Genomic DNA, 26,526 nt, shown 5'->3' on the forward strand with positions numbered 1-26,526 from the left:
GTTGTACCTGCGGGAGCGGCCCGCGAAGAGGTCAGGACGGGCAACCGCTAGAAGGGGGCATCCCCAAGGATGGTTGCCCGGTGCATCACCCGCCGGTTCGGCCGGTAATCATCCACCGCAAAATGCTGGGTCACGCGGTTGTCCCAGAACGCCACGTCATGCTCCTGCCAACGCCAGCGAATGCTGAACTCCGGTCGCGTCGCATGGGCGAACAGCAGCCTCAGCAGCGCATCGCTTTCCAGTTCGCTCAGTTCATTGATGCGTGTAGTGAACCCTTCATTGACGAACAACGCCTTGCGCCCGCTCACCGGATGCGTACGCACCACCGGGTGCGACAGCGGCGGGTTGTTGCGCCGGGTGGCCTCCCAGCGCGCCAGGTCTTCCGGCGTGGTGCCAAAGCGCTCCAGCGGGAACGACTTGGTGAAGTCGTGGGTAGCGGTCAGCCCGTCCAGCATTTCACGCAGCGGCGCCGACAAGGCCTCGAAGGCCGCAATGCCGCTGGCCCAAAGGGTATCGCCACCGTAAGCAGGCAATTGCTTGGCGCTGAGTACCGCGCCCAGTGCCGGGGTCGGCAAAAAGGTCACGTCGGTGTGCCACACGGCGTTGTCGCGCACATCGGTAACCGCCGTGTCGAGCACCAGCACCTGCGGGGTGTCCGGCACGTTGGGGTAAATCGGGTGGATGTGCAGGTCGCCGAAGCGTGCGGCAAAGCGCGCCTGCTGTTCCGGGTTGATCGGCTGGTCACGGAGGAACAGCACCTGGTGCTGGAGCAGTGCCTGTTCGATGGCATCGCGCTCTTCTGCGCTGATATCGCGGCTGATGTCCACGCCGCTGATCTGGGCGCCGAGTGCTGGGCTTAGGGGAGTGATGGTCAGGCTCATGTCGGTCTCTTCAATCGGGCGCCAGTGTGCTGGCGTGGACAATGGAATTCAGTGAATCTGCCCATGCCAGGGCACCAGCTTGCGTTGCAGGGCACGCAGGCTCATTTCCAGAGCGAAGGCGATCAGGGCGATCAGTAGGATGCCCAGCACCACCACGTCGGTGACCAGAAACTGCGCCGCCGATTGCACCATGAAGCCCAGGCCGCTGGTGGCGGCGATCAGTTCAGCGGCCACCAGGGTCGACCAGCCGACCCCCAGGCCAATGCGGATGCCGGTAAGGATGTCAGGCAATGCACTGGGCAAAATGACGTGGCGGATCAGTTGGGCCTTGGTTGCGCCCAGCGACTGCGCCGCGCGCAGCTTGGCCGGATCTACCGTGCGCACACCGGTGGCTGTGGCAATGGCGATGGGGGCGAAGATTGCCAGGTAGATCAGCAGCACTTTCGACAACTCGCCGATACCGCACCAGATGACGATCAGCGGCAGGTAGGCCAGCGGCGGGATGGGCCGGTAGAACTCGATCAGCGGGTCGAGAATGCCGCGGGCTACGCGGTTGTAGCCGATGGCGATGCCGACGGGTATTGCGGTCAGGGTCGCAGCCACCAGCGCCAGGCCGATGCGGCCCAGGCTTGCGCCCAGGTGCTGCCACAGGCTGGCATCCATGTAGCCTTGGGTCAGCAAGGTCCATGCCTTGGCCAGGATGTCACCGGGCGAGGGCAGGAACAGGGGCTCTACCCAACCGGCAGCCGTCACCAGCCACCAGACCAGTAGCAGGCTGGCCAGGGTCAGGGTGCTGATCCAGCGGGTGGACAGTGGGCGGCGTAGCGTGGCGGCTGGCCGGGTTTGGGTGTTGTGTTTGCCGGCGACCGGCAGGTCCAGGCTGCTCATGCGCGCTCCTGCAGGCTTTGGCGTTGGGAAAACACCCGCGCCAGCACATGCTCGCGGGTTTCGATGAAGGCTGGATCGGACTTGATGGCCCGGGCCGATTCGCCAGCGGCATAGCGCTGGCCGAAGTTCAGCTGCAGGCGTTCCACTACGCGTCCCGGGTTGGGCGCCAGCAGTACCAGTTCGCTGGCGAGGAACACCGCTTCTTCGATGTCGTGGGTAATCAGGAACACCGGCTTGGCGGTGCGTTGCCAAACTTGCAATAGCAGCTCTTGCATCTGCTCACGGGTGAAGGCATCGAGGGCACCGAACGGTTCATCCATCAGCAGTACCCGAGGGTCAGCCGCCAGCGCCCGGGCAAGGCCCACGCGCTGCTTCTGGCCACCGGACAATTGCCAGATACGCCGTTCGCCGAAGCCATCGAGGTCGACCAGTGTGAGCATTTCGCGGGCCTTGGCCTCACGCTGGGCGCGGGGTACGCCGGCCAGTTCGAGGCCGAAGGCGACGTTGCCCAGCACGTTCTGCCATGGCAGCAGGGCATCGTCCTGGAACACCACGCCGCGTTCTGCACCGGGGCCCTGCACCGGCACACCATCGAGGGTGATGTGACCGCCACTGGGGGCGACGAAGCCGGCGATCAGGTTGAGCAGTGAGGTCTTGCCGCTGCCGGAAGGCCCCAGGGCCACCAGCAGTTGGCGTGGTCCCAGGCTCAGGTTGATGTCGGCCAGCACCGGGGTGCTGGCGCCTGGGTACTGTGCGCTGATGCGCTCCAGCTCGAGCAAGGCCATGACGGGCTCCGGATCAGTTTGGAAGGAACTTGGCGCTGACGTACGGCGAGTAGTCCGGCAGCACTGCTTCGACCTTGCCTTGCTGCTTGAGGAAGTTGGCGGTGTCCGTCAGCGCTTGGGTGGTCGGCGCGCCCAGGGCGTTGGCCTGGTCAGCGGCCAGCGGGTAGACGTTGCCCTCCAGCAGCACCGGGATGTCGCTGGCCTTGGCACCGGACAGCTTCACCAGCTTGTCTACGTTGCCCTTGTCGGCCAGCCAGGCTTTCGGGTCCTTGCGGTAGTCGGCGTAGGCATCGAGGGTGACTTTGGCAAAGGCCTTGACCACATCAGGGTGTTTCTCGGCGAAGTCCTTGCGCACGATCCAGGCATCGAAGGTAGGCGCGCCTTTCTGTGCCAGCTCACCAGAGGTGATCAGGACCTTGCCGTTTTCCTTGGCCACGCCCAGGGCCGGGTCCCACACGTAGGTCGCATCGATGTCGCCGCGCTTCCAGGCGGCAATGATGGCCGGCGGCGCCAGGTTGAGGATCTGTACCTTGGAAGGGTCGATATTCCAGCTTTTTAGTGCGGCAAGCAGGCTGTAATGCCCGGTGGACACGAACGGGACGGCGACCTTCTTGCCGATCAGGTCTTGCGGCGACTTGATGCTGTCACGGGCCACCAACGCTTCACCCGCGCCAATCTGGGTGGCGATGAGGAAGGTCTCAACCGGCAGCTTGCGGGTGGCGGCAGCGGCCAGCGGGCTGGAACCCAGGTAGCCGATCTGCACGTCGCCGCTGGCCACCGCAGTGATCACGTCTGCGCCGTTATCGAACTTGCGCCAGTCGATGCTGGCCTTGCTGGCTTTTTCGTAGTCGCCATCGACCTGCGCCACTTTGGCCGGGTCGACAGTGGTCTGGTAGGCCACTGTCAGGTCGGCTGCCTGGGCCAACCAGCTGGTGCTGGCGAGGGTCAGGGCGGCGAACAGGCGCAGCGGAGCGTGCGGGATCATGGTTGAACCTCTCGTCAGGCAAGTCGGGTTGGATGACGTGAAGGCTAAATGATCTAAGAAAATTAAAATAAATAACTTTTTTGCATTAGCTTAGGAGCCAAACGCTTTAAAGCCAGGCGTTTCGCAGGCGAACAAGGGGTGAGTGCGCCATGACCCGTGGCGAAATCAGAGAGGCGTGCGAGGCGTTCTAGGCCCGATAGAACGATTTGGCATTAGGTTATGAGCAAACGCTTGCAAATAACCAAAAGTTATTAAACGAGTCGCAGCTACAACGAATGGCAGTAAAGGTTCCTAATATATTCCTTAAAAGTCTTACAAATTCATAAAACAGTCATTTTGGATTTATAGGATTGTCATTATCCTGTAGCGCAGGTGGCGTCTTAGACCAAAGTCGCGAAACGTTTAGAAACGATTGACTTAACAGTCACGCTTTGGGACTAAATCGCCCATCCCGGTGAGCGGGGCATCAGACCCCTCCGCCAGAGATACACAAAAATTAGAACGTAGAGGAGCAAAACATGTACAAGTCCAGCCTGGCTCTGGCCGTGGCACTGGGGGTTCTCGCCCAACAAGCAGGCGCTGCCGGTTTCGTTGAGGACAGCAAACTGTCGCTCAGCTCGCGCACCATGTACTTCAACGATGACAACCGCGAAAGCGGTATTGACCAGAAAGAAAGTGGACAGGGTTTCAAGCTCGACTACCTGTCTGGCTTCACTCAAGGCACCGTAGGCTTTGGTGTTGATGTTCAAGCGCTGTGGGGCATTCACCTGGATGGTGGCCGTGGTAGCCGTCCAGATGCCAACAACACGTTCTTCCCGAGTGACTCCGATGGTTCGGCAGTCCACGATTGGGCACGCATTGGTGGTAACGCCAAGGCCCGCTTCTCCAAAACCGAGGTCCACTACGGTAGCGCCTTGGCGCCTATGCTGCCGATCCTAGTCTCCAACGATGGTCGTCTGCTTCCGCAGACCTTCGAGGGTGGCACCCTCCAGTCGAAGGAAATCAACAACCTGACCATCAACGCGGGTCAACTGACCCACGCCATGGGTCGTGCTTCGAGCAACCGTACCGGTCTCTCCGTTTCCGGCGCTTTCCGCGACAGTAACAAGTTCCAGTTCGCCGGCGGTGATTACAAGCTCACTCCAGACCTGACCCTGCAGTACTACTACTCGAACCTGGAAGACTTCTACAAGCAGCACTTCCTGGGTGCGACCCACGTATTCAAGATTGCCGATAACCAGTCGTTCAAGACTGACCTGCGCTACTTCGACAGCAGCAGCGACGGCAAGAATGGCCAGACTGGCTATGCCTTCGACAACAACAATGGCTATGCGAAGAACTCGGGCGAGGTCGACAACAAGACCTGGAGCGCCATGTTCACCTACACCCTGGGTGGCCACGCGCTGATGCTCGGTCACCAGCAAGTGGGTGATGATGGTGGTTTCGTCTGGCTGAACCAAGGTAGCGTCCGTAAAGACGGCTCCACTTCCTCTCTGGAAGGTAACGGCGGCGCGAGCTTCTACCTGTTCACCGATAGCATGATCAACCAGTTTGCCCGCGCCGGTGAGAACACGACCTTTGGTCAGTACTCCTATGACTTTGCGGCGCTGGGTGTTCCAGGCCTGAAGGCTTCGGTGGCCTACCTGCGTGGTGATGATGTTCGCAACAGGTCGGGTGACGGCACCTACAACGAATGGGAACGTGACGCCCGCGTCGACTACACCCTTCAGGAAGGCGCTCTCAAAGGCCTAGGCTTCAGCCTGCGTCAAGGCGTCTACCGTGGTAGCGGCGAAAGCGCTCTGGACAAAGACCAGACTCGCTTCATCGTGAACTACACTTACAACTTCCTGTAAGCGGTAGCTGAACAAGAAGCCTCGCGTGATGCGAGGCTTTTTTGTGCCTGCTAATTCGTATGCGTTATGGTTATAAATAAATCGTTATTTATTCTTTTTGTTTTTAACTGAATGCAGGCACATTGAGCCCATACGGTACAGAACCCAGCCCAGGAGCCGCAGCCCATGAGCCTCAAACTCGGCGATATCGCCCCCGATTTCGAACAGGATTCCAGCGAAGGCAAGATCCGCTTCCACGAGTGGCTGGGCAACAGCTGGGGGGTGTTGTTCTCCCACCCGGCCGACTTCACCCCAGTGTGCACCACCGAGTTGGGCCTGACCGCCAAGCTGAAGGACGAATTTGCCAAGCGCGGGGTCAAGGCCATCGCCCTGTCGGTGGACCCGGTCGACTCGCATCACAAGTGGATCGATGACATCAACGAAACACAGAATACCGTGGTCAACTTCCCGATCATTGCTGACGCTGACCGCAAGGTGTCCGACCTTTACGACCTGATCCACCCGAACGCCAGCGACACCCTGACCGTGCGCTCGCTGTTCATCATCGACCCGAATAAAAAGGTGCGCCTGACCATTACCTACCCGGCCAGTACCGGGCGCAACTTCAACGAAATTCTGCGGGTGATCGACTCGCTGCAGCTGACCGACAACCACAAGGTCGCCACACCGGGTAACTGGCAGGACGGCGATGAAGTGGTGATCGTGCCTTCGCTCAAAGACGAGGAGGAGATCAAGCAGCGCTTCCCCAAAGGTTACCGGGCGGTCAAACCCTATCTGCGCCTGACCCCTCAACCCAATCGTTAATGGATTCCTCGTTGCATTGCTCTTAGCCAAGCAGGGATTTTCGGGCCGTTTCGACGGCCCTTTTTTATGCCTGTAAAAAACCTGTGGGAGCGGGCGCGCCCGCGAGGAGGCCCTTATGGGCAAAGACAATAATGGAATAAACAAATGAAAAAATATGATTTCTAGATATATGTAGCAACTGTTAATGTCACCTCCACAGAACACAAGGAAGCGCAGCAATGCTGGTCGTCTCAATCGGTGGTAGCCCAAGTCTCCGTTCACGCTCCGGCGTGCTGCTCGAGCATTCGCGCCAGTGGCTGCAGGATCGCGGCGTTGAAGTGGTGACATTCCAAGTGCGTGACTTTCCCGCCGAAGACCTGCTGCATGCCCGTTTCGACAGCCCGCATGTGCAACACTTTCAGCAGCTGGTGGCCCAGGCCGATGGCCTGATCGTCTCCACCCCGGTGTACAAGGCTTCGTTTTCCGGTGCCCTGAAAACCTTGCTTGACCTGCTGCCCGAGCGCGCCCTGGCCCACAAGATCGTGTTGCCCATCGCCACTGGCGGCAGCATCGCCCACATGCTGGCGGTGGATTACGCATTGAAGCCGGTGCTGTCGGCACTCAAGGCACAAGAGACCCTGCAAGGGATCTTTGCCGACGACAGCCAGGTGGCTTACGCAGAAGGCACAAAGCCCGCGCAGTTGGTACAGGCGCTGGAAGAACGCCTGCACGACTCGCTGGAAACCTTCCACGTCGCCCTGGCCCGTCGGCCGCGCCCCGTGGCCCCTGGCGTACTGAACGAACGTCTGATCAGCGCTCGCTGGAGCATCTGAACGGCATTCCCCGCTTCACCACCTTACTCGCCCGTTAACGAGGCAAGCAGGTGCAACCCGAACCCCATTCGCACAGGAGAGCGCCATGCGCACAGTCTTCTTGCGTCGTGGTCTGGTCGCCCTGTTTGCGGCGGCTGTGTCCTTCGGCGCCATTACCCAAGCCCAGGCCGAGAGCCTGCGTATCGGTTACCAGAAATACGGCACCTTGGTGCTGCTCAAGGCCAAGGGCACGCTGGAGAAGCGCCTGGCCGAGCAGGGAGTACAGGTGCAATGGACCGAATTCCCCGGCGGCCCGCAGCTGCTTGAAGGGCTGAACGTCGGCTCCATCGATTTCGGCGTAACCGGCGAGACGCCTCCTGTGTTCGCTCAGGCCGCTGGCGCCGACCTGCTCTACGTGGCCTACGAGCCGCCAGCGCCGCACAGCGAAGCGATCCTGGTGCCCAAGGGCTCGCCGATCCAGTCGGTGAAGGACCTCAAGGGTAAAAAGGTCGTCCTCAACAAAGGCTCCAACGTGCACTACCTGCTGGTCCGCGCCCTGGAAGACGCCGGCCTCAAGTACAGCGACATCCAGCCTGTCTACCTGCCGCCGGCCGACGCCCGCGCCGCCTTCGAGCGCGGCAGCGTGGATGCCTGGGTGATCTGGGACCCTTACCAGGCCGCCGCCGAGCAGCAGCTGCAAGCGCGCACCCTGCGTGACGGCAAGGGCCTGGTCGACAACCACCAGTTCTACCTCGCCACCCGCAACTATGCGACACAGCACCCAGCGGTGATCAACACCGTGATCGAGGAAGTGCGCGCCGTGGGTGAATGGTCCCAGGCCAACCCGCAGGAGGTGACCGACCAGGTTGCCCCGCTGCTCGGCCTGCCTGCCGGCATCACCCTGACCTCTGTCAAACGCCAAGGCTACGGCGCTGCGCCGCTGACCCCAGAGGTGGTGGCCGCGCAACAGAAGATCGCCGACACCTTCCAGGCGCTCAAGCTGATACCCAAGCCGCTGAGCATCAAGGACGTGATCTGGACACCCCCTGCCAAAGTCGCTAGCGCGCCTTGATTGACTGCCAGTGCCGGGGCGCCGCTCCGGCTAGAGCCACCCTTGAGGAGACGACTCCAATGAGCCTTAACATTTTCTGGTTCCTCCCCACCCACGGTGACGGCAAGTACCTGGGCACTTCCGAAGGCGCACGTGCGGTCGACCACGGTTACCTGCAGCAGATCGCGCAGGCCGCCGACCGCCTTGGTTTTGGTGGGGTGCTGATCCCGACCGGGCGTTCCTGCGAGGACTCCTGGCTGGTGGCCGCGTCGCTGATCCCCGTGACCCAGCGCCTGAAGTTCCTTGTAGCCCTGCGTCCGGGCATCATTTCACCGACCGTGGCAGCACGCCAGGCGGCCACCCTCGATCGCTTGTCCAATGGCCGTGCGCTATTCAACCTGGTGACCGGTGGTGATCCGGACGAGCTGGCGGGTGATGGCCTGCACCTGAACCACCAGGAGCGCTACGAAGCTTCGGTCGAGTTCACCCGTATCTGGCGCAAGGTGCTGGAAGGCGAAAACGTCGATTACGACGGTAAGCACATCCAGGTAAAGGGCGCCAAGCTGCTCTACCCGCCGATTCAGCAACCACGCCCACCGCTGTATTTCGGCGGCTCCTCCGAGGCCGCTCAGGACCTGGCGGCCGAACAGGTCGAGCTGTACCTGACCTGGGGCGAGCCACCGGCAGCCGTTGCCGAGAAGATCGCACAGGTGCGCGAAAAAGCGGCTGCTCAAGGGCGCGAAGTACGCTTCGGTATCCGCCTGCACGTGATCGTGCGGGAAACCAACGAAGAGGCTTGGGCCGCTGCCGAGCGCCTGATCTCGCACCTGGACGATGACACCATCTCCCGCGCCCAGGCCTCGCTGGCGCGTTTCGATTCGGTGGGCCAGCAACGCATGGCTGCCCTGCACGGCGGCAACCGCGACAACCTGGAGGTCAGCCCCAACCTGTGGGCAGGTGTTGGCCTGGTACGTGGCGGGGCGGGCACCGCACTGGTGGGCGATGGCCCCACCGTGGCAGCACGGGTTAAGGAATATGCCGACTTGGGTATCGATACCTTCATCTTCTCGGGTTATCCACACCTGGAAGAGTCTTACCGCGTGGCGGAGCTGCTGTTCCCGCACCTTGATGTGCAGCGCCCAGAGCAGCCGAAAACTGGTGGTTATGTAAGCCCGTTCGGCGAAATGGTGGCCAACGACATCCTGCCCAAATCTGTGTCGCAGAGCTGAGGGCCTGGCCATGAGTCGTGCAACTTCTTCGAATCTGACCCAGCGCCTGGCGCCGTGGGCGCTGCCGGTGCTGCTGTTGGCCATATGGCAACTGGCCGTCAGCGCTGGCTGGCTGTCGACGCGTATCCTGCCGGCACCTAGCGCAGTGGTAAGCGCGGGCGTCGAACTGGTGCGCAGCGGCGAAATCTGGACCCACCTGGCCATCAGCGGTTGGCGTGCAGGCCTGGGCTTTGTCATCGGCGGCAGCATCGGCCTGGTACTGGGCTTCATCACCGGCTTGTCGAATTGGGGTGAACGCCTGCTCGACAGCTCGGTACAGATGATCCGCAACGTGCCGCACCTTGCGCTCATACCGCTGGTGATTCTGTGGTTCGGTATCGACGAGTCGGCAAAGATCTTTCTGGTCGCGCTTGGCACGTTGTTCCCGATCTACCTGAACACCTACCACGGCATTCGCAACGTTGACCCAGCGTTGGTGGAAATGGCGCGCAGTTACGGCTTGTCCGGCTTCGGCCTGTTCCGCCAGGTGATCCTGCCGGGGGCGCTGCCTTCGATCCTGGTGGGCGTGCGTTTCGCCTTGGGCTTCATGTGGCTGACGCTGATTGTTGCCGAAACCATTTCGGCCAACGCTGGCATCGGTTACCTGGCAATGAATGCTCGCGAATTTCTTCAAACCGACGTGGTAGTGCTGGCCATCGTCCTGTATGCCGTACTCGGCAAGCTTGCCGACCTTGCGGCCCGGGGCCTGGAGCGCGTGTGGTTGCGCTGGCACCCGGCCTATCAAGTTGCCAGGAAGGAGGGCGCATGACCGTGCTCAAGGAACAGCCGCCACGCCTGCTGCGTGGCACCCCGCTGGCCTCCAAGGGCCTGCGCAAGACTTTTGGCCAACGCGAAGTTTTGAAGGGTATCGACCTGCACATTCCGGCCGGCCAGTTCGTGGCCATTGTCGGCCGCAGCGGCTGCGGCAAGAGCACTTTGCTGCGGCTACTGGCCGGGTTGGACCAGCCCACTGCCGGGCAGCTACTGGCGGGTGCCGCGCCGCTGGAAGAGGCCCGTGAAGAAACCCGCCTGATGTTCCAGGACGCGCGGCTGCTGCCGTGGAAGAAGGTGATCGACAACGTTGGCCTTGGGCTGTCTGGCGACTGGCGCCCGCGTGCGCTGGAGGCCTTGGATGCGGTTGGCCTGGCCGACCGCGCCAACGAATGGCCGGCAGCGCTCTCGGGAGGCCAGAAGCAGCGCGTGGCTTTGGCCCGAGCCTTGATTCACCAGCCCCGCCTGCTGCTGCTGGACGAGCCACTGGGGGCGCTGGATGCATTGACCCGTATCGAGATGCAGCAACTGATCGAACGCCTGTGGCGTCAGCACGGCTTCACTGTGCTGCTGGTCACCCACGACGTCAGCGAGGCGGTTGCCGTGGCTGACCGGGTGATCCTGATCGAGGACGGCGAGGTCGGGCTCGACCTCACTGTTGACCTGGCACGGCCCCGGGCGCGTGGTTCGCACCGTCTGGCCGCGCTGGAAAGCGAAGTGCTCAACCGTGTTCTGTCCACCCCGGGCACTGCGCCCGAGCCGGATCCTGTAGCCCCTCTGCCCACGCAACTGCGCTGGGCGCACTGAATCCCAAAAGCCAAAAGGAAGCAAACCATGACTATCAAAGCCATCAATGTTCGCAACCAGTTCAAAGGTACTGTGAAAGAAATCCTCGAAGGCCCGGTACTGTCGGAAATCGACGTGCAGACGGCTTCGGGTATCGTCACTTCGGTGATTACCACCCGTTCCGTGCGTGAGCTGGAGTTGCAGGTGGGCAGTGAAGTGATTGCCTTTGTGAAGTCGACTGAAGTGTCTATCGCCAAGCTGTGATGCGGCGGGTCGATATTGGGGCTGCTTTGCAGCCCTTCGCGGGCAAGCCCGCTCCCACAGATACTTCGCAAGCTCCAGGGTGCGCGCGGGCTCTGTGGGAGCGGGCTTGCCCGCGAAGGGCCGCCAAGCGGCCCCAGATTTCTCAGCGGGAACGCTTGGCCAGAAACGGCGGCAGGTACAACCCCAGATACGCTTCGAACACCCGCTTGCCTTCCTCGGCCATGCGCAGGGTGATCGCCTCGTGCAACTGCACCGACCGCGCATACACCCGGTCGCTCAATTCCATGGCCAAGGCAAACACGTCCACATCCAGTGGCATCACCGGCAGGTGAAAATGCTGGTCGAACAACGTGTGCATCAAGTCGCCCAGTTCCATGTCGTGCTGCCGGTCGGCCTGCACCACCTCGCTCAGCCCATGCTGCGCCAGGATCAACTGCCGCGCTGCTGCATCCTCGTGATAGATATCAAGCATGCGTTGTTCGATCAGCCGTGACAGTTCGTGCCAGGTGCTGAGCGCGCTGCTGTCGATCGGTGCGCTCAGGGCTTCGCGAAACGCCCGGTGCACATCTGCAGTAAGTGCCTCCAGCAAGGCCGGCACGCTGGCGAAAAAGTGATACACCGACGAAGGCGGAATCTGCGCCCGCTCGGCCACGCTGTAGATAGACAGTGCTGCCACCCCTTGCTCGGCCAACAGCTCACGCGCAGCCGCCAGGATCGCCTCGATCCTGGCCTGGCTGCTGGCGCGCGGTTTGCGCGGGGTGGTGGTGCGGTTCATCAGCTGCTGATTGCCAGGATGCTGGCCTGGTAGGCGCCGACGAACAGGTCGAAATCACCGACTTCGTCTCGCTCCAGCTCGGACTGCCTGGTGAGCGACTCGCGGGCCAGCGTCTCGAATGCTTGCTGCTTTTCGTTGCTCAGCGGTTGCTCGCGGAAAGTCTCGGCGTGCACACGGCTCTGGCGCAGCGAGAACTGGACGAAACTCTCGTCATGCTCGGTCATGCGTGCCAGCACCTGGGCCGACGGGGTCAGCGAGGTGTCGTCGACCTTGGCCTGCTGCGCATCCAGGGCCTTGGCGTGCTCATCAGAACCTTGCGCCTGGTCGAGCAGATTGGCCAATTGGCGGATACGCTCGATCAGCTCGCTGGCCCAGTCTTTCAGGCTGATCGGCTGGCCATTGCGGTGCAACTCCAGGCCCGGACGACGACCTTCCTTGACCACGGTCAGGAAGTTGCTGGTGCACTGGCCGCACTCACCGTTGTCCAGTTGCGGGCTGTCTTCCAAGGCGCAGAACAGCAGGAATGCGTCGAGGAAGCGCGCCTCGGTCAGGTCGATACCGACCGGCAGGAACGGGTTGATGTCCAGGCAACGTACTTCCACATACTGCACGCCCCGCGAGGTCAGGGCCTGGATCGGCCGCTCGCCGGTGTAGGTGACGCGCTTGGGGCGGATGTTCGAGTAGTACTCGTTTTCGATCTGCAGAATGTTGGTGTTCAGCTGAACCCACTCGCCATCCACATGCGTGCCGATTTCAACGTAAGGCGGGTAGGGCGTGCCAACGGCCTTGCGCAGGCTGTCGGTGTAGCTGGCCAGGTTGTTGTAGCAGGGCGTCAGGCCGGCCTGGGCGTTGCTCTGGTAACCCAGGTCGCTCATGCGCAGGCTGGTGGCATAAGGCAGGAACAGGGTTTCGGCATCCAGCTCTTCGAGCTGGTGCGGGCGGCCACGCAGGAAGCCTTTGTCCAGGGCCGGCGAGGCGCCGAACAGGTACATCAGCAGCCAGCTGTAGCGGCGGAAGTTACGAATCAGCGCGATGTAGGCCGACGACTGGTAGTCGCGGTCATTTTCCGTACTGCCTTCGGCTTCGCGCAGCAGTGGCCAAAGCGCTTCGGGCAGCGAGAAGTTGTAATGAATACCGGCGATGCACTGCATGGTGCGGCCGTAACGCAGGGCCAGGCCCTTGCGGTAGACGTGTTTGAGCTTGCCGATATTCGAGCTGCCGTACTCGGCGATCGGGATGTCCTCCTCGGCCGGCAGCGTGCACGGCATTGACGGGCTCCACAGGTATTCGTCGCCCAGCTTGCTGTAGACGAAACGGTGGGTCTCTTCGAGGCTTTCGAGCACCTTGGCCGGATCGGCCAGGGCCGGGGTGATGAACTCCAGCAGCGACTCGGAATAGTCGGTGGTGATCTGCTCGTTGGTCAGCGCCGATCCCAGTGCTTCCGGGTGCGGGGTCTGGGCCAGGCGACCTTCATCGGTCACGCGCAGGCATTCGCGCTCAATACCGTGCAGGCACTGCTTGAGCAGGGGGAGATTGGCGCCGAGCAGGCTCAGGCGGCGGTTGAGGAGTTCGCTCAAGATGTATTCCTTCACGCGTCAGTCGCCCCAATATGGGGGTAGAGATAACGGTCTACAAGGGTAGGAAGAAAGGAACTGGCGTTGTCGCCTGGTTTACGCGGTTCCAGCAGTGCCAGCGCACTGCTGAAAATACCGCAGATACTGCTTGGTGAGCTAGAGAACCGCGAAGGTTCCTTGCGCTTTGGCCACCAGCTTGTCGCCCTGAACTACGTCAGCGTCGACCACCAGGGTGCGCCGCCCGGCGTGCAGCACGCGGGCGGTGCACAGCACTTCGCCGTCGCTGACGGCACGCATGTAGTTGATCTTGCACTCGATGGTGACGCTTTGCTGGTCAAAGCCATGGCTGGCCGAGCAGGCCAGGCCCATGGCGATATCCACCAGGCTGAAGATCGCCCCGCCGTGCAGCTTCTGGCCACGGTTGCGCAACTGGGGCTCCAGCGCCAGGGCTACCTCGGCAACACCTGTGTCCAGGTGTTGCAGGCGGCAGCCCAGCAGTTGGCTGAAGGCGCTTTCGACGTATTCGCGTGGTACGTCCATTACTTCTTCTTCAATTGCTTGGCGTTGGCGAACAGCGAGGCCATGGCGTTGTTGGCCGGCGCAGCCGTGGCGGTTTCACGCTGGCGCGGTGCCTGCTGCTGGCGGCTGCCACCATTGCCGCGGTTACCACCGCGGTTGCCTTCGACCTTCTCGCCCGGGGTGTCGCTCATGCGCATGGACAGGCCGACGCGTTTGCGCGGGATGTCCACTTCCATGACCTTGACCTTGACCACATCGCCGGCCTTGACCGCTTCACGCGGGTCTTTGACGAACTTCTCCGACAGCGCCGAGATATGCACCAGGCCATCCTGGTGCACGCCGATGTCGACGAAGGCACCGAAGTTGGTAACGTTGGTCACCACGCCTTCGAGGATCATGCCCGGTTCCAGGTCCTTGAGGTCTTCGACGCCGTCCTGGAAGGTGGCGGTCTTGAACTCCGGACGCGGGTCGCGGCCGGGCTTGTCCAGCTCTTGCAGGATGTCGGTGACAGTTGGCAGGCCGAAGGTTTCGTCGGTGAACTTTTTCGGGTCCAGGCGCTTGAGGAAGCTGCTGTCACCAATCAGCGAGCGGATGTCGCGGTCGGTATCGGCAGCAATGCGCTGCACCAGCGGGTAAGCCTCAGGGTGCACCGCAGAGGCGTCCAGCGGGTTGTCGCCGTTCATCACACGCAGGAAGCCGGCGGCCTGCTCGAAGGTTTTCTCACCCAGGCGGCTAACCTTTTTCAGCGCTGCACGGGTGGCAAACGGACCATTGGCATCGCGGTGGGCGACGATGTTCTGTGCCAGCATGGCATTGAGGCCGGAGATGCGCGTCAGCAGCGCCACCGAAGCGGTGTTCACGTCCACGCCCACGGCGTTCACACAGTCCTCGACCACCGCGTCCAGGCCACGTGCCAGTTTCAGCTGGGACACGTCGTGCTGGTACTGGCCGACACCGATGGATTTCGGATCGATCTTCACCAGTTCGGCCAGCGGATCCTGCAGGCGGCGGGCGATCGACACGGCGCCGCGGATCGACACGTCCAGGTCCGGGAACTCGCGGGCGGCCAGTTCCGATGCCGAGTACACCGAAGCACCGGCTTCGGAGACCATGATCTTGGTGATTTTCAGGGCTGGATATTTCTTGACCAGCTCGGCCACCAGCTTGTCGCTTTCGCGGCTGGCGGTACCGTTGCCGATGGCGATCAGCTCCACCGAGTGTTTGGCGCACAGTGCGGCCATGATGGAAATGGTGCGGTCCCAGTCGTTCTTCGGCGCGTGCGGGTAGACCGTGGTGTGGTCCAGCAGTTTGCCGGTTGCGTCGACCACGGCGATCTTGCAGCCCGTACGCAGGCCTGGGTCGAAGCCCAGGGTGGCGCGCGGGCCGGCCGGTGCGGCCAGCAGCAGATCGTGCAGGTTGTGGGCGAACACGTTGATCGCCTCGCCTTCGGCATTGTCACGCAGCTCGCCGAACAGGTCGGTCTCCAGGTGGGTGTACAGCTTGACCTTCCAGGTCCAGCGCACCACTTCTCCCAGCCACTTGTCGGCGGGTCGGCTGCGGTTTTCGATGCCGACGTGGTTGCCGATCATCAGTTCGCACGGGTGCAGGGTGCCGGGCAGTTCTTCGCCGACCTTCAGCGAGACGCTCAACACGCCTTCGTTGCGCCCGCGGAAGATCGCCAGGGCACGGTGCGATGGCGCAGTACGCAGCAGCTCGTCATGAGCGAAGTAGTCGCGGAACTTGGCGCCTTCTTCTTCCTTGCCAGCCACGACGCGGGCGCTGAGCACGGCTTCCTGCTTGAGATAGCTGCGCAGCTTGTCGAGCAGGGCGGCGTCTTCGGCAAAGCGCTCCATCAGGATGTATTTGGCGCCTTCCAGCGCGGCCTTGACGTCGGCCACGCCCTTTTCGACGTTGACGAAGCGTGCGGCTTCGCTTTCCGGGGCCAGGGTCGGGTCGTTGAACAGGCCATCGGCCAGTTCGCCGAGGCCGGCTTCCAGGGCGATCTGGCCCTTGGTGCGGCGTTTCTGCTTGTAGGGCAGGTAAAGGTCTTCGAGGCGGGTCTTGGTGTCGGCCAGCTTGATCTCGCGGGCCAGTTCCGGGGTCAGCTTGCCCTGTTCCTCGATGCTGGAAAGGATGCTGGCGCGGCGCTCGTCGAGTTCGCGCAGGTAGCGCAGGCGCTCTTCCAGGTGGCGCAACTGAGTGTCGTCAAGGCTACCGGTCACTTCCTTGCGGTAGCGGGCGATGAAGGGCACGGTCGAGCCTTCGTCCAACAGGCTCACGGCCGCCTCGACCTGCTGCGGGCGTACGCCCAGTTCCTCGGCGATACGGCTGTTGATGCTGTCCATGTAAACCACCTGACATTTGTGAATACGGGGGTCGCCTGTGGGCTTTTTGCCCGGCGGCGCTGGATGAAAGCCGCGCATTATACCCATCGCAAACGGCTTGCGGTGATGGCGCCCGGCCAGCCGGAACTGGCGCCGGGGGAAAAATCTGCTAACAATGCTCACGCAACGTGCAGCAATGGCTACGCCATAATGCGCGGCGATATCAGAGGAGTTATTCATGACCGGCACGCCAAACACCGCTGAAGGTGACAAGATTCTCATCGTCGACGACGATCCGGGGCTTAGCAGCCTGCTGGAACGTTTCTTCACCAGCAAGGGCTACCGTGCCCGTGCAGTGCCCAACACCGAGCAGATGGATCGCCTGCTGCAGCGCGAGGTGTTCAACCTGGTGGTGCTCGACCTGATGCTGCCAGGCGAGGATGGTCTGTCCGCCTGCAAGCGCCTGCGCCAGCAGAACAACCAGATCCCGATCATCATGCTGACCGCCAAGGGCGACGAGCTCAGCCGCATCAAGGGCCTGGAGCTGGGCGCCGACGACTACCTGGGCAAACCGTTCAACCCGGACGAACTGATGGCCCGGGTCAAGGCGGTGCTGCGTCGCCAGGCGCCGAGCGTGCCGGGAGCGCCGGGCAGCGAAGACGAGTCGGTCACCTTTGGCGACTATGAGCTGTCGCTGGCCACCCGCGAGCTCAAGCGCGGCAACGAAGTGCACATGCTCACCACCGGCGAGTTCGCCGTGCTCAAGGCCCTGGTGATGCACGCCCGTGAGCCGTTGACCCGCGACAAGCTGATGAACCTGGCGCGCGGCCGCGAATGGGATGCGCTGGAGCGCTCCATCGATGTGCAGATCTCACGCCTGCGTCGCATGATCGAGCCGGACCCGTCCAAGCCGCGTTACATCCAGACCGTCTGGGGCGTCGGCTACGTGTTCGTACCGGACGGAAACGCCGGAAAATGATGCCTGAACGTCGATGAAAACACCGCTCTGGTTTCCGCAAAGTTTCTTCGCCCGCACCCTGTGGCTGGTGTTGATCGTCGTTCTGTTCTCCAAGGCGCTGACCCTGGTCTACCTGCTGATGAACGAGGACGTGCTGGTCGACCGTCAGTACAGCCATGGTGTAGCGCTGACCTTGCGCGCCTATTGGGCCGCCGACGAAGAAAACCGCGACAAGATCGCCGAGGCGGCAGGCCTTATCCGGGTGACCGGCTCGGGTGTGCCCGAAGGCGAGCAGCATTGGCCCTACAGTGAAATCTACCAACGGCAGATGCAGGCCGAGCTGGGTGACGACACCGAAGTGCGGCTGCGCATTCATGCACCGCCCGCGTTGTGGGTCAATGCGCCAAGCCTGGGGCCGGGTTGGCTGAAAGTGCCGCTGTACCCGCACCCATTGCGTGGGCAGAAGATCTGGAACGTGCTGGGCTGGTTCCTGGCCATTGGCTTGTTGTCCACAGCATCGGCGTGGATTTTTGTGCGTCAGCTCAACCAGCCGCTCAAACGCTTGGTGTTCGCCGCCCGCCAGCTTGGCCAGGGGCGCAGTGTGCGCCTGCCGATCAGCGATACCCCCAGCGAGATGACCGAGGTGTACAAGGCGTTCAACCAGATGGCCGAGGATGTCGAGCAGGCCGGGCGCGAGCGCGAGTTGATGCTGGCCGGGGTTTCCCACGACTTGCGCACGCCACTGACGCGCCTGCGTCTGTCGCTGTCCTTGCTGAACAGCGACAACGAGCTGAGCGATGACATGGTTCGCGATATCGAGGACATGGACGCGATTCTCGATCAGTTCCTGGCCTTCATCCGCGATGGCCGTGACGAGCCGGTGGAAGAGGTCGACCTTGCTGACTTGGTGCGTGAGGTGGTGGCTCCGTACAACCAGCCGGAAGAGCGTGTGCGCCTGTGCCTGGAGCCGATTCCACCGTTCCCGCTGCGCCGGGTTTCGCTCAAGCGCATGCTGGGCAACCTGATCGGCAACGCCCTGCACCATGCTGGCAAGGGGGTCGAGGTGGCTGCCTATGTGTCAGGTGATGAGAGTGCGCCGTATGTGGTGCTCAGTGTGCTGGACCGGGGCACCGGTATTGACGAGTCGGAGCTGGAAACCATTTTCAACCCGTTCATTCGCGGTGACCGGGCGCGGGGCGGCAAGGGCACCGGGTTGGGGCTGGCGATCGTGAAGCGGATTGCTGCGCAACATGGCGGGAACGTGGAGTTGCGTAACCGGTCTGGCGGCGGGATCGAGGCGCGGGTCAGGTTGCCGCTGGGGCTGCTGCTGCCGCGTAATGCTGTGTGAGGCTCACTGGCCTCTTCGCGGTTAAAGCCGCTCCTACAGGGACTCTGCAATACCTGTGGCAGCGGCTTAGCCGCGAAGAGGCGGGCACAGGCTTGAATCAGCCTTTGCCCTTGGTCCGGGTCTGATTGGGCCCGCCATTCTTCTCCAGGTGCTCGATGATCATCCCGGCGACGTTCTTGCCGGTGGTGACTTCAATGCCCTCCAGCCCTGGCGACGAGTTTACCTCCATCACCAACGGCCCGTGGTTGGAACGCAGGATATCCACACCCGCCACGCTCAACCCCATCACCTTGGCCGCCCGGATGGCGGTGATGCGCTCTTCTGGGGTGATTTTTATCAGGCTGGCGACGCCACCCCGGTGCAGGTTGGAGCGGAACTCGCCCGGTTTGGCCTGACGCTTCATCGAGGCAATTACTTTGTCGCCTACCACGAAGCATCGGATATCTGCGCCACCGGCCTCCTTGATGTACTCCTGCACCATGATGTTCTGCTTGAGGCCCATGAACGCTTCGATCACCGACTCGGCCGCCTGGGGCGTTTCGCACAGCACCACGCCAATGCCCTGGGTGCCTTCCAGTACCTTGATCACCAGCGGGGCACCGTTGACCATCTGGATCAAGTCGGGGATGTCGTCCGGCGAGTGGGCGAAACCGGTGATCGGCAGGCCTATGCCGCGCCGCGACAACAGCTGCAACGAGCGCAGCTTGTCGCGCGAGCGGGCAATGGCTACCGACTCGTTGAGCGGGTAGACGCCCATCATTTCGAACTGGCGCAGCACCGCGCAGCCATAGAACGTAACCGAAGCACCTATGCGCGGGATCACGGCATCGAAGCCTTCCAGCGGCTTGCCGCGGTAGTGGATCTGCGGCTTGTGGCTGGCAATGTTCATGTATGCCCGCAGGGTATCGATCACCACCATTTCGTGGCCACGCTGGGTACCGGCTTCGACCAGGCGGCGGGTGGAATACAGACGCGGATTGCGCGACAGCACAGCGATCTTCATGCAGCACCTGTGACAGGGGAAAGGGTGGCCGGGAAGGCCGGTTTGTCTTGTACGTATTTCAGGCCTGGGTTCACTACCAGCTGGCCGTGTATCAGGGCCTTGGAGCCAAGCAACAGGCGGTAGCGCATGTTCTTGCGGCAGGCCAGGGTGAACTCCACCTCCCACACACCATCACCCAGCGCCAGTGACGTGCGGATGACGTAGCGGGTCTGGGCGTGGCCGTTGGAGCTTTTGATGGTCTTCATCGTCACCAACGGTGCCTCGCAGCGGCGGTGGCGCAACTGCACCACCGAGCCCAGGTGCGCAGTGAAGCGAACCCAGGGCTGGCCGTCGCGCTCAAAGGGTTCCACTTCGGTGGCATGCAGGCTCGACGTGCTGGCACCGGTGTCGATCTTGGCGCGCAGCCCGGCCACGCCGAGGTCAGGCAGGGCGACCCACTCGCGCAGGCCGATCACAGTCAAATGGTCAAATGTCTTCACGAAGCGCACCCTGCGAATGAGGTGGAGAACTTTAAGCACGGCGGGGACTTTTTGCATCCGTATGTGAAGGTAGTACAGTTCGATGAAAGACAGAATCCGAGGTAACGGGATGGCACAAAAAGCCGAAGACGACGACAAGGTTCGCCTGGACAAATGGTTGTGGGCGGCGCGCTTCTACAAGACGCGAGCGCTGGCCAAGGCGGCGATCGAGAGTGGCAAGGTGCATTGCCGGGGCGAGCGTTGCAAGCCGGGCAAAGAGCCGCGAGTGGGCGACGCGTTCGTGCTGCGTACCGGCTTCGATGAGCGCACGGTGGTGGTGAAGGCGCTGTCGGTGGTGCGTCGAGGTGCCCCAGAGGCGCAGGCGTTGTACGAGGAAACCGAAGAAAGTGTGCGTCGCCGTGAACAGGCGGCTGAGATGCGTAAGGCCGGGGCCATGGGCGTGACCACCGATGGCCGGCCGACCAAGAAGCAGCGGCGGCAGATTCACCAGCTGCATGGAAGTTACGATTGAATGGGGCTGCTGCGCAGCCCCAGGAATCTAGCGCAACACCGCCATTCGTCCGACCAACGGTAACGTGGACAGCAGCTTGAACAACGGCGCTGTCCAGCGCATCAACGCCTCGCTGCCTTTGGCCGCCAGGGGCGTGTAGTAGCTCCAGCCCAACGCCAGTACGGCCATCAGCAAGCCGCCGATGTAGTCGTCCTGCCCCCAGTGGGCACCGGCCACCAGGCGCGGCAGCATGAACAGCGCTGCGAGCCCCCAGACCACCAGGTATTGCACAAGGCGGCGGCTGAACACGCTCATGAACAGCGCCCAGATCAGCAGCACCGAGGCGTGATCACCCGGGAAACTTTTGCTGGAACGGTCCTTGAGTTCCCAGGCCGCCTCCAGGTTCGGGTAATAGTCACTCAGGTGCACGACGTCGTCGAAGATCATCGATGGGCTCTTGTGTTGCCACCCGGCTGCATCCACCCACTTGGAAAACAGCGCGCGAATCACCACTAAGAGGAGTAGCGTGACCAGAAAGCCGAAAAATGCCTGGCGAACCTGAGCGGCCTTGAACACCCAGTCACCACGAATGAGCACAGCGAGCAGGATCAGGCCGACGACGATGTCGAACGGGCGTAGGCTGCCGATGGTCCAGATGTAGCGCCAGGTGGTGCTATCGGCCAGCGGCGCGTTCAGGCTGCGGAACAGCCACTCGTCGAAAGTCAGGCACAGGATCTGGCCAAAAGGCCATAACCAGAAACACAGTAGAGCAATGGGAAGCAGCGTACAGGCTGCCAATGGCCCCCAGGACCACCTTGCTTGGAACAGTGGTCGATTGTCCATAAAATACCTCTATTGCAAACAGGAATCGGAGCGCCTTGTGAGCGCTCTGTCACGGGTTCTCGCCGATTCTCGACAACCCTTGTAACCATTTTGTCATCATTTTTTAGATAGCCGAAACCTATGAGCGATTTGCCTGATACAGATTTCACCCAACGTTTCCTCTTCGACGAGCGCGATGTGCGCGGCGAGTGGGTGTCTCTCGATGACAGCTACGCCGCAGTGTTGGCGCGTCATGAGTACCCCCAGCCGGTCAAGGTGCTGCTCGGTGAGTTGATGGCCGCCACCGCCTTGCTGGTGGGTGCGATGAAGTTCGATGGCTTGCTGATTCTGCAGGCGCGTTCGGCTGGGCCCATTCCGCTGCTGATGGTGGAATGCTCCAGCGACCGCGAGATCCGCGGCATGGCCCGCTACGAAGCGGACCAGATTTCGGCTGATGCCACCCTGTCGCAGCTGATGCCCGACGGCCACCTGACCCTGACCATCGACCCGGTCAAGGGCCAGCGCTATCAGGGGACCGTCGACCTCGATGGCGCCAACCTGTCGGAATGTTTCACCAGCTACTTCGTCCAGTCGCAGCAGCTCAATACCCGTTTCTGGCTCAATGCCGCAGGCGGCAAGGCCCGTGGGCTGTTGCTGCAGCAACTGCCGCGTGATCGCCAGCCGGATGATGAAGAGCGCGAAGACAGCTGGCAGCACGTGGTGGCCCTGGCCAAGACGCTCAAGCCTGAAGAGTGGACAGAGGGCAACGAAACCCTGCTGCACCGCCTGTACCACGAAGACGCCGTGCGCCTGTTCGATATCCAGCCACTGCGCTTCAATTGCAGCTGTTCGCGGGAACGCTCCGGCAATGCGCTGGTCAGTCTGGGCGAACACGACGCCAAGGCGCTGGTGGACGAATGTGGCGGGACGGTAGAGATCGATTGCCAGTTCTGCAACGAGCGCTACTTCTTCGATGCCAGCGATGTGGCGCAACTGTTTGCGGGTGGCGGTACTGACGTGGCCTCAGAAACTCGTCACTGAAACGTTAAATCACAGGATAATCTCCTGTCGAATTGCGCAAAAGCGCAGTTCTGACAGGAGGGGCCTACTTTTTTTGGGCGTTTCTGGCATAATCCGGCCACTTTTTTCGCTGTAGTAGTTTTTTCAAGACAACTACAAAACGTTTGGAGCACTCGGCCTCGGGCCGGATGGGGTATCTCATGACGCAAGCCAACAACACCGTGTACACCGACCTGAGCGTCGATGAGCTGGTAAAAGAAGCGCTGCAACGCGGTGAAGGCGTACTAGCCGATACTGGCGCACTGGTCGTGGAGACTGGTCACCGTACTGGCCGCTCGCCGGCTGACCGTTTCATCGTCGAAGAACCTTCCACCCAGGACGCCATTTCCTGGGGCCCGATCAACCGCAAGTTCCCGGCTGACAAGTTCGATGCCCTGTGGGCTCGCGTCGAGGCGTTCAACAACGCCCAGGATCACTTCGTTTCCTATGTTCACGTAGGGGCCGCAGCCGAGCACTACCTGCCGGTGAAGATGACCACCCAGACTGCCTGGCAGAACCTGTTCGGTCGTTGCCTGTTCATCAACCCGGAGCAGTTCAACCCGGCTGGCCGCGACCAGTGGCAGATCCTCAACGTCGCCAACTTCGTGTGCGAGCCTGAGCGTGACGGCACCAACTCCGACGGTTGCGTGATCATCAACTTCGCCCAGAAGAAAGTGCTGATCGCTGGCATGCGCTACGCCGGCGAAATGAAGAAAGCCATGTTCTCGGTGCAGAACTTCCTGCTGCCGGCTGCCGACGTACTGCCAATGCACTGCGCAGCCAACATCGGCGAAGAAGGCGATGTGACCTTGTTCTTCGGCCTGTCCGGTACTGGCAAGACCACCCTTTCGGCTGACGAAAGCCGTTACCTGATCGGTGACGACGAGCACGGTTGGGGCGAAGGCGTTGTCTTCAACATGGAAGGCGGCTGCTACGCCAAGTGCATCGACTTGTCCGAAAAGAACGAGCCGGTCATCTGGAAAGCCATCAAGCACGGCGCAGTACTGGAAAACGTCGTTCTCGACGCCAACAAGCACGCCGACTACACCGACGTCAGCCTGACTCAGAACAGCCGTGCGGCCTACCCGCTGGAGCACGTTGCCAAGCGTTCGGAAGCGAACCTTGGCGGCGAGCCTAACGCAGTGATCTTCCTCACCTGCGACCTGACAGGTGTTCTGCCTCCGGTTTCGATCCTGAACAACGAGCAGGCGGCCTACCACTTCCTGTCCGGCTACACCGCGCTGGTCGGTTCCACTGAAATGGGCTCGGGCGGCGGCATCAAGTCGACCTTCTCCACCTGCTTCGGCGCACCGTTCTTCCCGCGTCCGGCTGGCGAGTACGCTGAGCTGCTGATCAAGCGTATCAACGGTTTCAACTCCAAGGTCTACCTGGTCAACACCGGCTGGACTGGTGGTGGCTACGGCGTTGGCAAGCGCTTTAGCATCCCCACTACCCGTGCCGTGATCGCTGCCATCCAGAGCGGCGCATTGGTCGGTGCCGAAACCGAGCACCTGGACATCATCAACCTGGACGTGCCGAAGGCCGTTCCGGGCGTTGAAACCGAACTGCTCAACCCGCGCACCAACTGGGCTGACAAAGCGGCCTACGACGAGGCTGCCAAAGGTCTGGCCAAGCTGTTCATCGAAAACTTCAAGAAGTTCGAAGTTTCCGACGCCATCAAAGCCGCTGGCCCGCAGCTGTAAGCCGAGCCCAGCCGCAACGAGAAAGCCGCCCCCAGGGGCGGCTTTTTTGTGGATGCGGGCTTGCCCGCGAAAGGGCTGGACCTGCTGGCCAATGTCCACCCGTGGTTCACCGTCGCAGCCGCCATCGTATTCGCGGGTAAACCCGCTCCTACATACTGATCGGTGGTGGGCGCAGGCCGTCGTGTAGGAGCGGGTTTACCCGCGAAAGGGCCGGACCTGCTGGCCAATGTCCACCCGTGGTTCACCGTCGCAGCCGCCATCGTATTCGCGGGTAAACCCGCTCCTACACACTGATCGGTGGTGAGCGCAGGCTGAGCTGCGCCCCAGATGTTGGACGGTCGGTGCTAGGCTACCTCAGCTTGAGTTCTGTAAGCCACAGGACTCAGGCCGTTGAGTTTCATTTTAATGCGGTCATGGTTGTAGTAGTGGATGTACTCATCCAGTCCCGCCTGTAGCTCTGCGACGCTTTTGAAGCGCTCACGGTAGAAGTATTCCGACTTCAGCGTGCCGAAAAAACTCTCCATCGCGGCGTTGTCCAGGCAGTTACCTTTGCGTGACATGCTTTGCTCAAGCCCTGCTTCCTTCACACGTGCACAGTAATCAGGGTATCGGTAGTGCCATCCTTGGTCCGAGTGCAGCAGTGGTTTGTTGCCCGCCGGAAGCAGTTGAATCGCGCGCTCCAGCATTTCGCCGACCAAGGTGAAGCGCGGTCTGGTGTCGGTGCGATACGTCACGATTTCGCCGTTGTACAGATCCATTACAGGCGAGAGGTACAGCTTTTCACCCGCCACTTTGAACTCAGTGACATCGGTAACCCACTTCTGGTTAGGCTGATCAGCCTGGAAATTACGCTTGAGAATGTTAGGCGCGGCTTCTCCCATCAGGCCCCGATACGCCTTGTACTTCTTCGGGCGGACCGTGCACTTGAGGTCTAGAGCAGCCATCAGCCGGCGCACCTTTTTACTGTTAACCAACTGCCCAGAACTGCGCAGCGCAGAGGTAACCCGCCGATAACCATAACGACCGCGATGTCGGTCGCAGATCTCCTGGATCGAGATTTTGAGAGAGGCACACTTATCCCCGGCCTCAAGCAGCCCTAGCTGGTAATAGTAAGTACTGCGTGGCAGGCCGGCAGCCTTGAGCAGATCGGCAAACGGGTAGTGTTCGCGCAAAGCCCTTACTAGCCGGGTTTTTTCCTGGCTTTCTTCAGCCTCGCCTTCTCCTCGTCGAGCTCCTCGAGCTTTTTTAGGTAGGCGTTCTCCGCTTCAAGCTGGCGAAGTCTCTTGAGCAGCTCCGCATGGGTAAGCTCCTCGATAGGTTTGGGAGCGGTCTCTTCGGGCTTGCGCGGGGCTTTAGGCATAGGGGTGACCAATATCTTTTTGCTTGAGGACAGGGCCTGGAAGCCGCCACTGTAATACTGTTCCTCCCAGCGCCGCACCTGAGATGAGTTACCCAGGTTGAACAACGCTGCGGTGGCCCGGAGCGACAGCTTCTCGCGCCACATACGGTAGAGCACAGAAAGCTTGAACTCACTGCTGTAATGACCGCCAGGCTTCTCGAAGCTGGCCTCACCATGTAACTGATAGGACATGACCCAACGGCGCAGCAAAGTCGGATCGATTTGAAACAGCGCCGCGATGTGGCGAAAGCCTCGGCCACGCTTGAGGAAAGCCTGGATGGCTGACTGCTTGAATTGTGTTGAGTACTTGCTCATAAAAACCCCAGATGATGGACAGATGTCCAACATCTGGGGCGCAGCTCAGGCCGTTGTAGGAGCGGGCTTGCCCGCGAAGGGGCCCGCATAGGCAGCGAAAGTCTGTTTTTTCTGTTTCACTGTCGGCATCCATAGCGAAGACAAGAGCCAGCCAGATGACCGAAGCCCCTCAGCGCACTGCCTTCTCCCACTTCCACCCGATCCTCACCCGCCCCCAGGACAACGACCTGAACGGCCACATCGCCGGTGCAACGGTGCACGGTTTTTTCGAAACCGCGATCCAGGCGTTTCTCGTCGAGCAGGCCGAACTGGACCTGCGGCACGGTGAACTGGCCGCCTTCGTGGTCAGTTCGGCTGCGGATTTCTACGCGCTACCGGGCTTCCCGGATTTGTTGGAGGTGGGGTTGGGAGTGACGCGACTGGCGGGCAGCACGGTAGAGTACCGGCTGGCGCTGTATCGCCCGGGCGAACCGGAGGCGTGCGCAGCAGGCACGGTAGTGCAGGTGTTCATCGAGCGCGACAGTGGCCGGCCTGTGGCGTTGCCAGAGGCGCTGCAGGTGATTCTGTCCGGCCTCGTGCTGGAGCGGCAGGCATAAAAAAGCCCCGCTGGCAGGGGCGGGGCTTTTGTTGC

At 61.6% G+C, this 26,526-nt stretch carries 26 protein-coding genes; 14 read left to right on the plus strand and 12 right to left on the minus strand.

The window, feature by feature from the left end:
* Positions 1–47: 47 nt before the first annotated feature.
* Genes tauD through tauA form a run of 4 tightly spaced genes read right to left on the minus strand, consistent with a single transcriptional unit; the run spans position 48 to position 3,539 of the window.
* Complete coding sequence (gene tauD, locus REH59_RS00945; protein WP_014861472.1) at positions 48–881, minus strand: taurine dioxygenase; 834 nt, start codon at positions 879–881, stop codon at positions 48–50.
* A 48-nt stretch (positions 882–929) separates the two neighbouring features.
* On the minus strand, positions 930–1,769 hold the full coding sequence (gene tauC, locus REH59_RS00950; protein ID WP_003255842.1) for a taurine ABC transporter permease TauC: 840 nt from the start codon (positions 1,767–1,769) through the stop codon (positions 930–932).
* Positions 1,766–2,554, minus strand: a complete 789-nt coding sequence (gene tauB, locus REH59_RS00955) for a taurine ABC transporter ATP-binding subunit (protein WP_010951613.1) — start codon at positions 2,552–2,554, stop codon at positions 1,766–1,768. Before tauB ends, tauC begins: the two co-directional genes overlap by 4 nt.
* A 13-nt stretch (positions 2,555–2,567) precedes the next feature.
* A complete protein-coding gene (gene tauA / locus REH59_RS00960; protein ID WP_003255840.1) occupies positions 2,568–3,539 on the minus strand; it encodes a taurine ABC transporter substrate-binding protein in 972 nt (323 codons plus the stop codon).
* A gap of 518 nt (positions 3,540–4,057) precedes the next feature.
* On the opposite strand from tauA, the gene REH59_RS00965 reads away from it, so the two are divergent.
* The 8 genes from REH59_RS00965 to REH59_RS01000 all read left to right on the plus strand — a co-directional run bounded on the left by REH59_RS00965 (position 4,058) and on the right by REH59_RS01000 (position 11,127).
* Positions 4,058–5,392, plus strand: a complete 1,335-nt coding sequence (locus tag REH59_RS00965) for an OprD family porin (RefSeq protein WP_014861471.1) — start codon at positions 4,058–4,060, stop codon at positions 5,390–5,392.
* A 165-nt stretch (positions 5,393–5,557) separates the two neighbouring features.
* Complete coding sequence (locus REH59_RS00970) at positions 5,558–6,196, plus strand: peroxiredoxin (protein ID WP_003255836.1); 639 nt, start codon at positions 5,558–5,560, stop codon at positions 6,194–6,196.
* A gap of 218 nt (positions 6,197–6,414) precedes the next feature.
* The gene (ssuE, locus tag REH59_RS00975; protein WP_128573703.1) at positions 6,415–7,008 is read left to right on the plus strand and encodes an NADPH-dependent FMN reductase; all 594 of its coding nucleotides are present in this window, start codon (positions 6,415–6,417) and stop codon (positions 7,006–7,008) included.
* A gap of 85 nt (positions 7,009–7,093) precedes the next feature.
* The gene (locus REH59_RS00980) at positions 7,094–8,059 is read left to right on the plus strand and encodes a sulfonate ABC transporter substrate-binding protein (RefSeq protein WP_010951615.1); all 966 of its coding nucleotides are present in this window, start codon (positions 7,094–7,096) and stop codon (positions 8,057–8,059) included.
* Between the two features lie 59 nt (positions 8,060–8,118).
* A complete protein-coding gene (ssuD, locus tag REH59_RS00985; RefSeq protein ID WP_004576374.1) occupies positions 8,119–9,267 on the plus strand; it encodes an FMNH2-dependent alkanesulfonate monooxygenase in 1,149 nt (382 codons plus the stop codon).
* Between the two features lie 10 nt (positions 9,268–9,277).
* Positions 9,278–10,075 (plus strand): aliphatic sulfonate ABC transporter permease SsuC, encoded by a 798-nt coding sequence (gene ssuC, locus REH59_RS00990; protein ID WP_003255831.1) that lies wholly within the window; start codon positions 9,278–9,280, stop codon positions 10,073–10,075.
* Positions 10,072–10,884 carry an aliphatic sulfonates ABC transporter ATP-binding protein gene (ssuB, locus tag REH59_RS00995; protein ID WP_010951617.1) on the plus strand — a complete coding sequence of 271 codons (813 nt, stop codon included), beginning with the start codon at positions 10,072–10,074 and terminating at the stop codon, positions 10,882–10,884. Before ssuC ends, ssuB begins: the two co-directional genes overlap by 4 nt.
* Positions 10,885–10,911: 27 nt before the next feature.
* Complete coding sequence (locus REH59_RS01000) at positions 10,912–11,127, plus strand: TOBE domain-containing protein (protein WP_003255829.1); 216 nt, start codon at positions 10,912–10,914, stop codon at positions 11,125–11,127.
* 142 nt (positions 11,128–11,269) lie between these two features.
* On the opposite strand, the gene REH59_RS01005 is transcribed toward REH59_RS01000, so the two are convergent.
* The 4 genes from REH59_RS01005 to REH59_RS01020 form a co-directional block, all read right to left on the minus strand.
* Positions 11,270–11,902: a TetR/AcrR family transcriptional regulator gene (locus REH59_RS01005; RefSeq protein WP_014860604.1), complete on the minus strand. Its 633-nt coding sequence runs from the start codon at positions 11,900–11,902 to the stop codon at positions 11,270–11,272.
* The gene (gene gshA / locus REH59_RS01010) at positions 11,902–13,479 is read right to left on the minus strand and encodes a glutamate--cysteine ligase (RefSeq protein ID WP_029380490.1); all 1,578 of its coding nucleotides are present in this window, start codon (positions 13,477–13,479) and stop codon (positions 11,902–11,904) included. The genes REH59_RS01005 and gshA overlap by 1 nt, the downstream gene beginning before the upstream one ends.
* A gap of 153 nt (positions 13,480–13,632) precedes the next feature.
* A complete protein-coding gene (locus REH59_RS01015) occupies positions 13,633–14,016 on the minus strand; it encodes a PaaI family thioesterase (protein ID WP_003255824.1) in 384 nt (127 codons plus the stop codon).
* Positions 14,016–16,340: a Tex family protein gene (locus REH59_RS01020; RefSeq protein WP_014860602.1), complete on the minus strand. Its 2,325-nt coding sequence runs from the start codon at positions 16,338–16,340 to the stop codon at positions 14,016–14,018. Before REH59_RS01020 ends, REH59_RS01015 begins: the two co-directional genes overlap by 1 nt.
* A 217-nt stretch (positions 16,341–16,557) precedes the next feature.
* Here REH59_RS01020 and ompR point away from each other — a divergent pair, with 217 nt between their 5' ends.
* Positions 16,558–17,298, plus strand: coding sequence for a two-component system response regulator OmpR (ompR, locus tag REH59_RS01025; protein WP_003255821.1), 741 nt, complete (start codon positions 16,558–16,560; stop codon positions 17,296–17,298).
* Between the two features lie 13 nt (positions 17,299–17,311).
* The gene (locus REH59_RS01030) at positions 17,312–18,625 is read left to right on the plus strand and encodes an ATP-binding protein (protein WP_003255819.1); all 1,314 of its coding nucleotides are present in this window, start codon (positions 17,312–17,314) and stop codon (positions 18,623–18,625) included.
* Between the two features lie 97 nt (positions 18,626–18,722).
* Here REH59_RS01030 and rimK read toward each other — a convergent pair whose 3' ends face one another.
* Positions 18,723–19,628 carry a 30S ribosomal protein S6--L-glutamate ligase gene (rimK, locus tag REH59_RS01035; RefSeq protein WP_003255817.1) on the minus strand — a complete coding sequence of 302 codons (906 nt, stop codon included), beginning with the start codon at positions 19,626–19,628 and terminating at the stop codon, positions 18,723–18,725.
* Positions 19,625–20,041 (minus strand): ATP-dependent zinc protease, encoded by a 417-nt coding sequence (locus tag REH59_RS01040; protein ID WP_371321092.1) that lies wholly within the window; start codon positions 20,039–20,041, stop codon positions 19,625–19,627. The genes rimK and REH59_RS01040 overlap by 4 nt, the downstream gene beginning before the upstream one ends.
* Positions 20,042–20,216: 175 nt before the next feature.
* Between REH59_RS01040 and REH59_RS01045 the strand changes: the two genes are divergently transcribed.
* Complete coding sequence (locus tag REH59_RS01045) at positions 20,217–20,618, plus strand: RNA-binding S4 domain-containing protein (RefSeq protein ID WP_014755033.1); 402 nt, start codon at positions 20,217–20,219, stop codon at positions 20,616–20,618.
* A 27-nt stretch (positions 20,619–20,645) separates the two neighbouring features.
* On the opposite strand, the gene REH59_RS01050 is transcribed toward REH59_RS01045, so the two are convergent.
* A complete protein-coding gene (locus REH59_RS01050; protein ID WP_004576368.1) occupies positions 20,646–21,440 on the minus strand; it encodes a phosphatase PAP2 family protein in 795 nt (264 codons plus the stop codon).
* A 120-nt stretch (positions 21,441–21,560) separates the two neighbouring features.
* Between REH59_RS01050 and hslO the strand changes: the two genes are divergently transcribed.
* Entirely contained in the window at positions 21,561–22,460 is a 900-nt protein-coding gene (gene hslO, locus REH59_RS01055) for an Hsp33 family molecular chaperone HslO (protein ID WP_003255808.1), read from the plus strand.
* Positions 22,461–22,639: 179 nt separating this feature from the next.
* Positions 22,640–24,181, plus strand: coding sequence for a phosphoenolpyruvate carboxykinase (locus REH59_RS01060; protein ID WP_003255806.1), 1,542 nt, complete (start codon positions 22,640–22,642; stop codon positions 24,179–24,181).
* A 344-nt stretch (positions 24,182–24,525) separates the two neighbouring features.
* Here REH59_RS01060 and REH59_RS01065 read toward each other — a convergent pair.
* A protein-coding gene (locus REH59_RS01065) for an IS3 family transposase (protein ID WP_128573916.1) occupies positions 24,526–25,895 on the minus strand; the annotation gives its coding sequence in 2 pieces (ribosomal slippage) (positions 24,526–25,413 and positions 25,416–25,895; 1,368 coding nt in all).
* Positions 25,896–26,050: 155 nt separating this feature from the next.
* Between REH59_RS01065 and REH59_RS01070 the strand changes: the two genes are divergently transcribed.
* On the plus strand, positions 26,051–26,491 hold the full coding sequence (locus tag REH59_RS01070; RefSeq protein ID WP_003255804.1) for an acyl-CoA thioesterase: 441 nt from the start codon (positions 26,051–26,053) through the stop codon (positions 26,489–26,491).
* Positions 26,492–26,526 lie beyond the last annotated feature (35 nt).

The organism is Pseudomonas sp. BO3-4 (assembly GCF_034044115.1).
GTDB lineage: Bacteria > Pseudomonadota > Gammaproteobacteria > Pseudomonadales > Pseudomonadaceae > Aquipseudomonas > Aquipseudomonas alloputida.

Excerpts from the sequence above, each read along its gene's own strand:
- REH59_RS01060 (WP_003255806.1), top strand. The coding sequence starts at position 22,640 with ATGACGCAAGCCAACAACACCGTGTACACCGACCTGAGCGTCGATGAG.
- hslO (WP_003255808.1), top strand. The coding sequence starts at position 21,561 with ATGAGCGATTTGCCTGATACAGATTTCACCCAACGTTTCCTCTTCGAC.
- REH59_RS01045 (WP_014755033.1), top strand. The coding sequence starts at position 20,217 with ATGGCACAAAAAGCCGAAGACGACGACAAGGTTCGCCTGGACAAATGG.
- tauA (WP_003255840.1), bottom strand. The coding sequence starts at position 3,539 with ATGATCCCGCACGCTCCGCTGCGCCTGTTCGCCGCCCTGACCCTCGCC.
- REH59_RS00965 (WP_014861471.1), top strand. The coding sequence starts at position 4,058 with ATGTACAAGTCCAGCCTGGCTCTGGCCGTGGCACTGGGGGTTCTCGCC.
- REH59_RS00970 (WP_003255836.1), top strand. The coding sequence starts at position 5,558 with ATGAGCCTCAAACTCGGCGATATCGCCCCCGATTTCGAACAGGATTCC.
- REH59_RS01070 (WP_003255804.1), top strand. The coding sequence starts at position 26,051 with ATGACCGAAGCCCCTCAGCGCACTGCCTTCTCCCACTTCCACCCGATC.
- REH59_RS00980 (WP_010951615.1), top strand. The coding sequence starts at position 7,094 with ATGCGCACAGTCTTCTTGCGTCGTGGTCTGGTCGCCCTGTTTGCGGCG.
- ompR (WP_003255821.1), top strand. The coding sequence starts at position 16,558 with ATGACCGGCACGCCAAACACCGCTGAAGGTGACAAGATTCTCATCGTC.
- rimK (WP_003255817.1), bottom strand. The coding sequence starts at position 19,628 with ATGAAGATCGCTGTGCTGTCGCGCAATCCGCGTCTGTATTCCACCCGC.
- tauD (WP_014861472.1), bottom strand. The coding sequence starts at position 881 with ATGAGCCTGACCATCACTCCCCTAAGCCCAGCACTCGGCGCCCAGATC.
- REH59_RS01020 (WP_014860602.1), bottom strand. The coding sequence starts at position 16,340 with ATGGACAGCATCAACAGCCGTATCGCCGAGGAACTGGGCGTACGCCCG.
- ssuC (WP_003255831.1), top strand. The coding sequence starts at position 9,278 with ATGAGTCGTGCAACTTCTTCGAATCTGACCCAGCGCCTGGCGCCGTGG.
- ssuB (WP_010951617.1), top strand. The coding sequence starts at position 10,072 with ATGACCGTGCTCAAGGAACAGCCGCCACGCCTGCTGCGTGGCACCCCG.
- tauB (WP_010951613.1), bottom strand. The coding sequence starts at position 2,554 with ATGGCCTTGCTCGAGCTGGAGCGCATCAGCGCACAGTACCCAGGCGCC.
- REH59_RS01000 (WP_003255829.1), top strand. The coding sequence starts at position 10,912 with ATGACTATCAAAGCCATCAATGTTCGCAACCAGTTCAAAGGTACTGTG.
- REH59_RS01015 (WP_003255824.1), bottom strand. The coding sequence starts at position 14,016 with ATGGACGTACCACGCGAATACGTCGAAAGCGCCTTCAGCCAACTGCTG.
- ssuD (WP_004576374.1), top strand. The coding sequence starts at position 8,119 with ATGAGCCTTAACATTTTCTGGTTCCTCCCCACCCACGGTGACGGCAAG.
- tauC (WP_003255842.1), bottom strand. The coding sequence starts at position 1,769 with ATGAGCAGCCTGGACCTGCCGGTCGCCGGCAAACACAACACCCAAACC.
- REH59_RS01005 (WP_014860604.1), bottom strand. The coding sequence starts at position 11,902 with ATGAACCGCACCACCACCCCGCGCAAACCGCGCGCCAGCAGCCAGGCC.
- REH59_RS01030 (WP_003255819.1), top strand. The coding sequence starts at position 17,312 with ATGAAAACACCGCTCTGGTTTCCGCAAAGTTTCTTCGCCCGCACCCTG.
- ssuE (WP_128573703.1), top strand. The coding sequence starts at position 6,415 with ATGCTGGTCGTCTCAATCGGTGGTAGCCCAAGTCTCCGTTCACGCTCC.
- REH59_RS01050 (WP_004576368.1), bottom strand. The coding sequence starts at position 21,440 with ATGGACAATCGACCACTGTTCCAAGCAAGGTGGTCCTGGGGGCCATTG.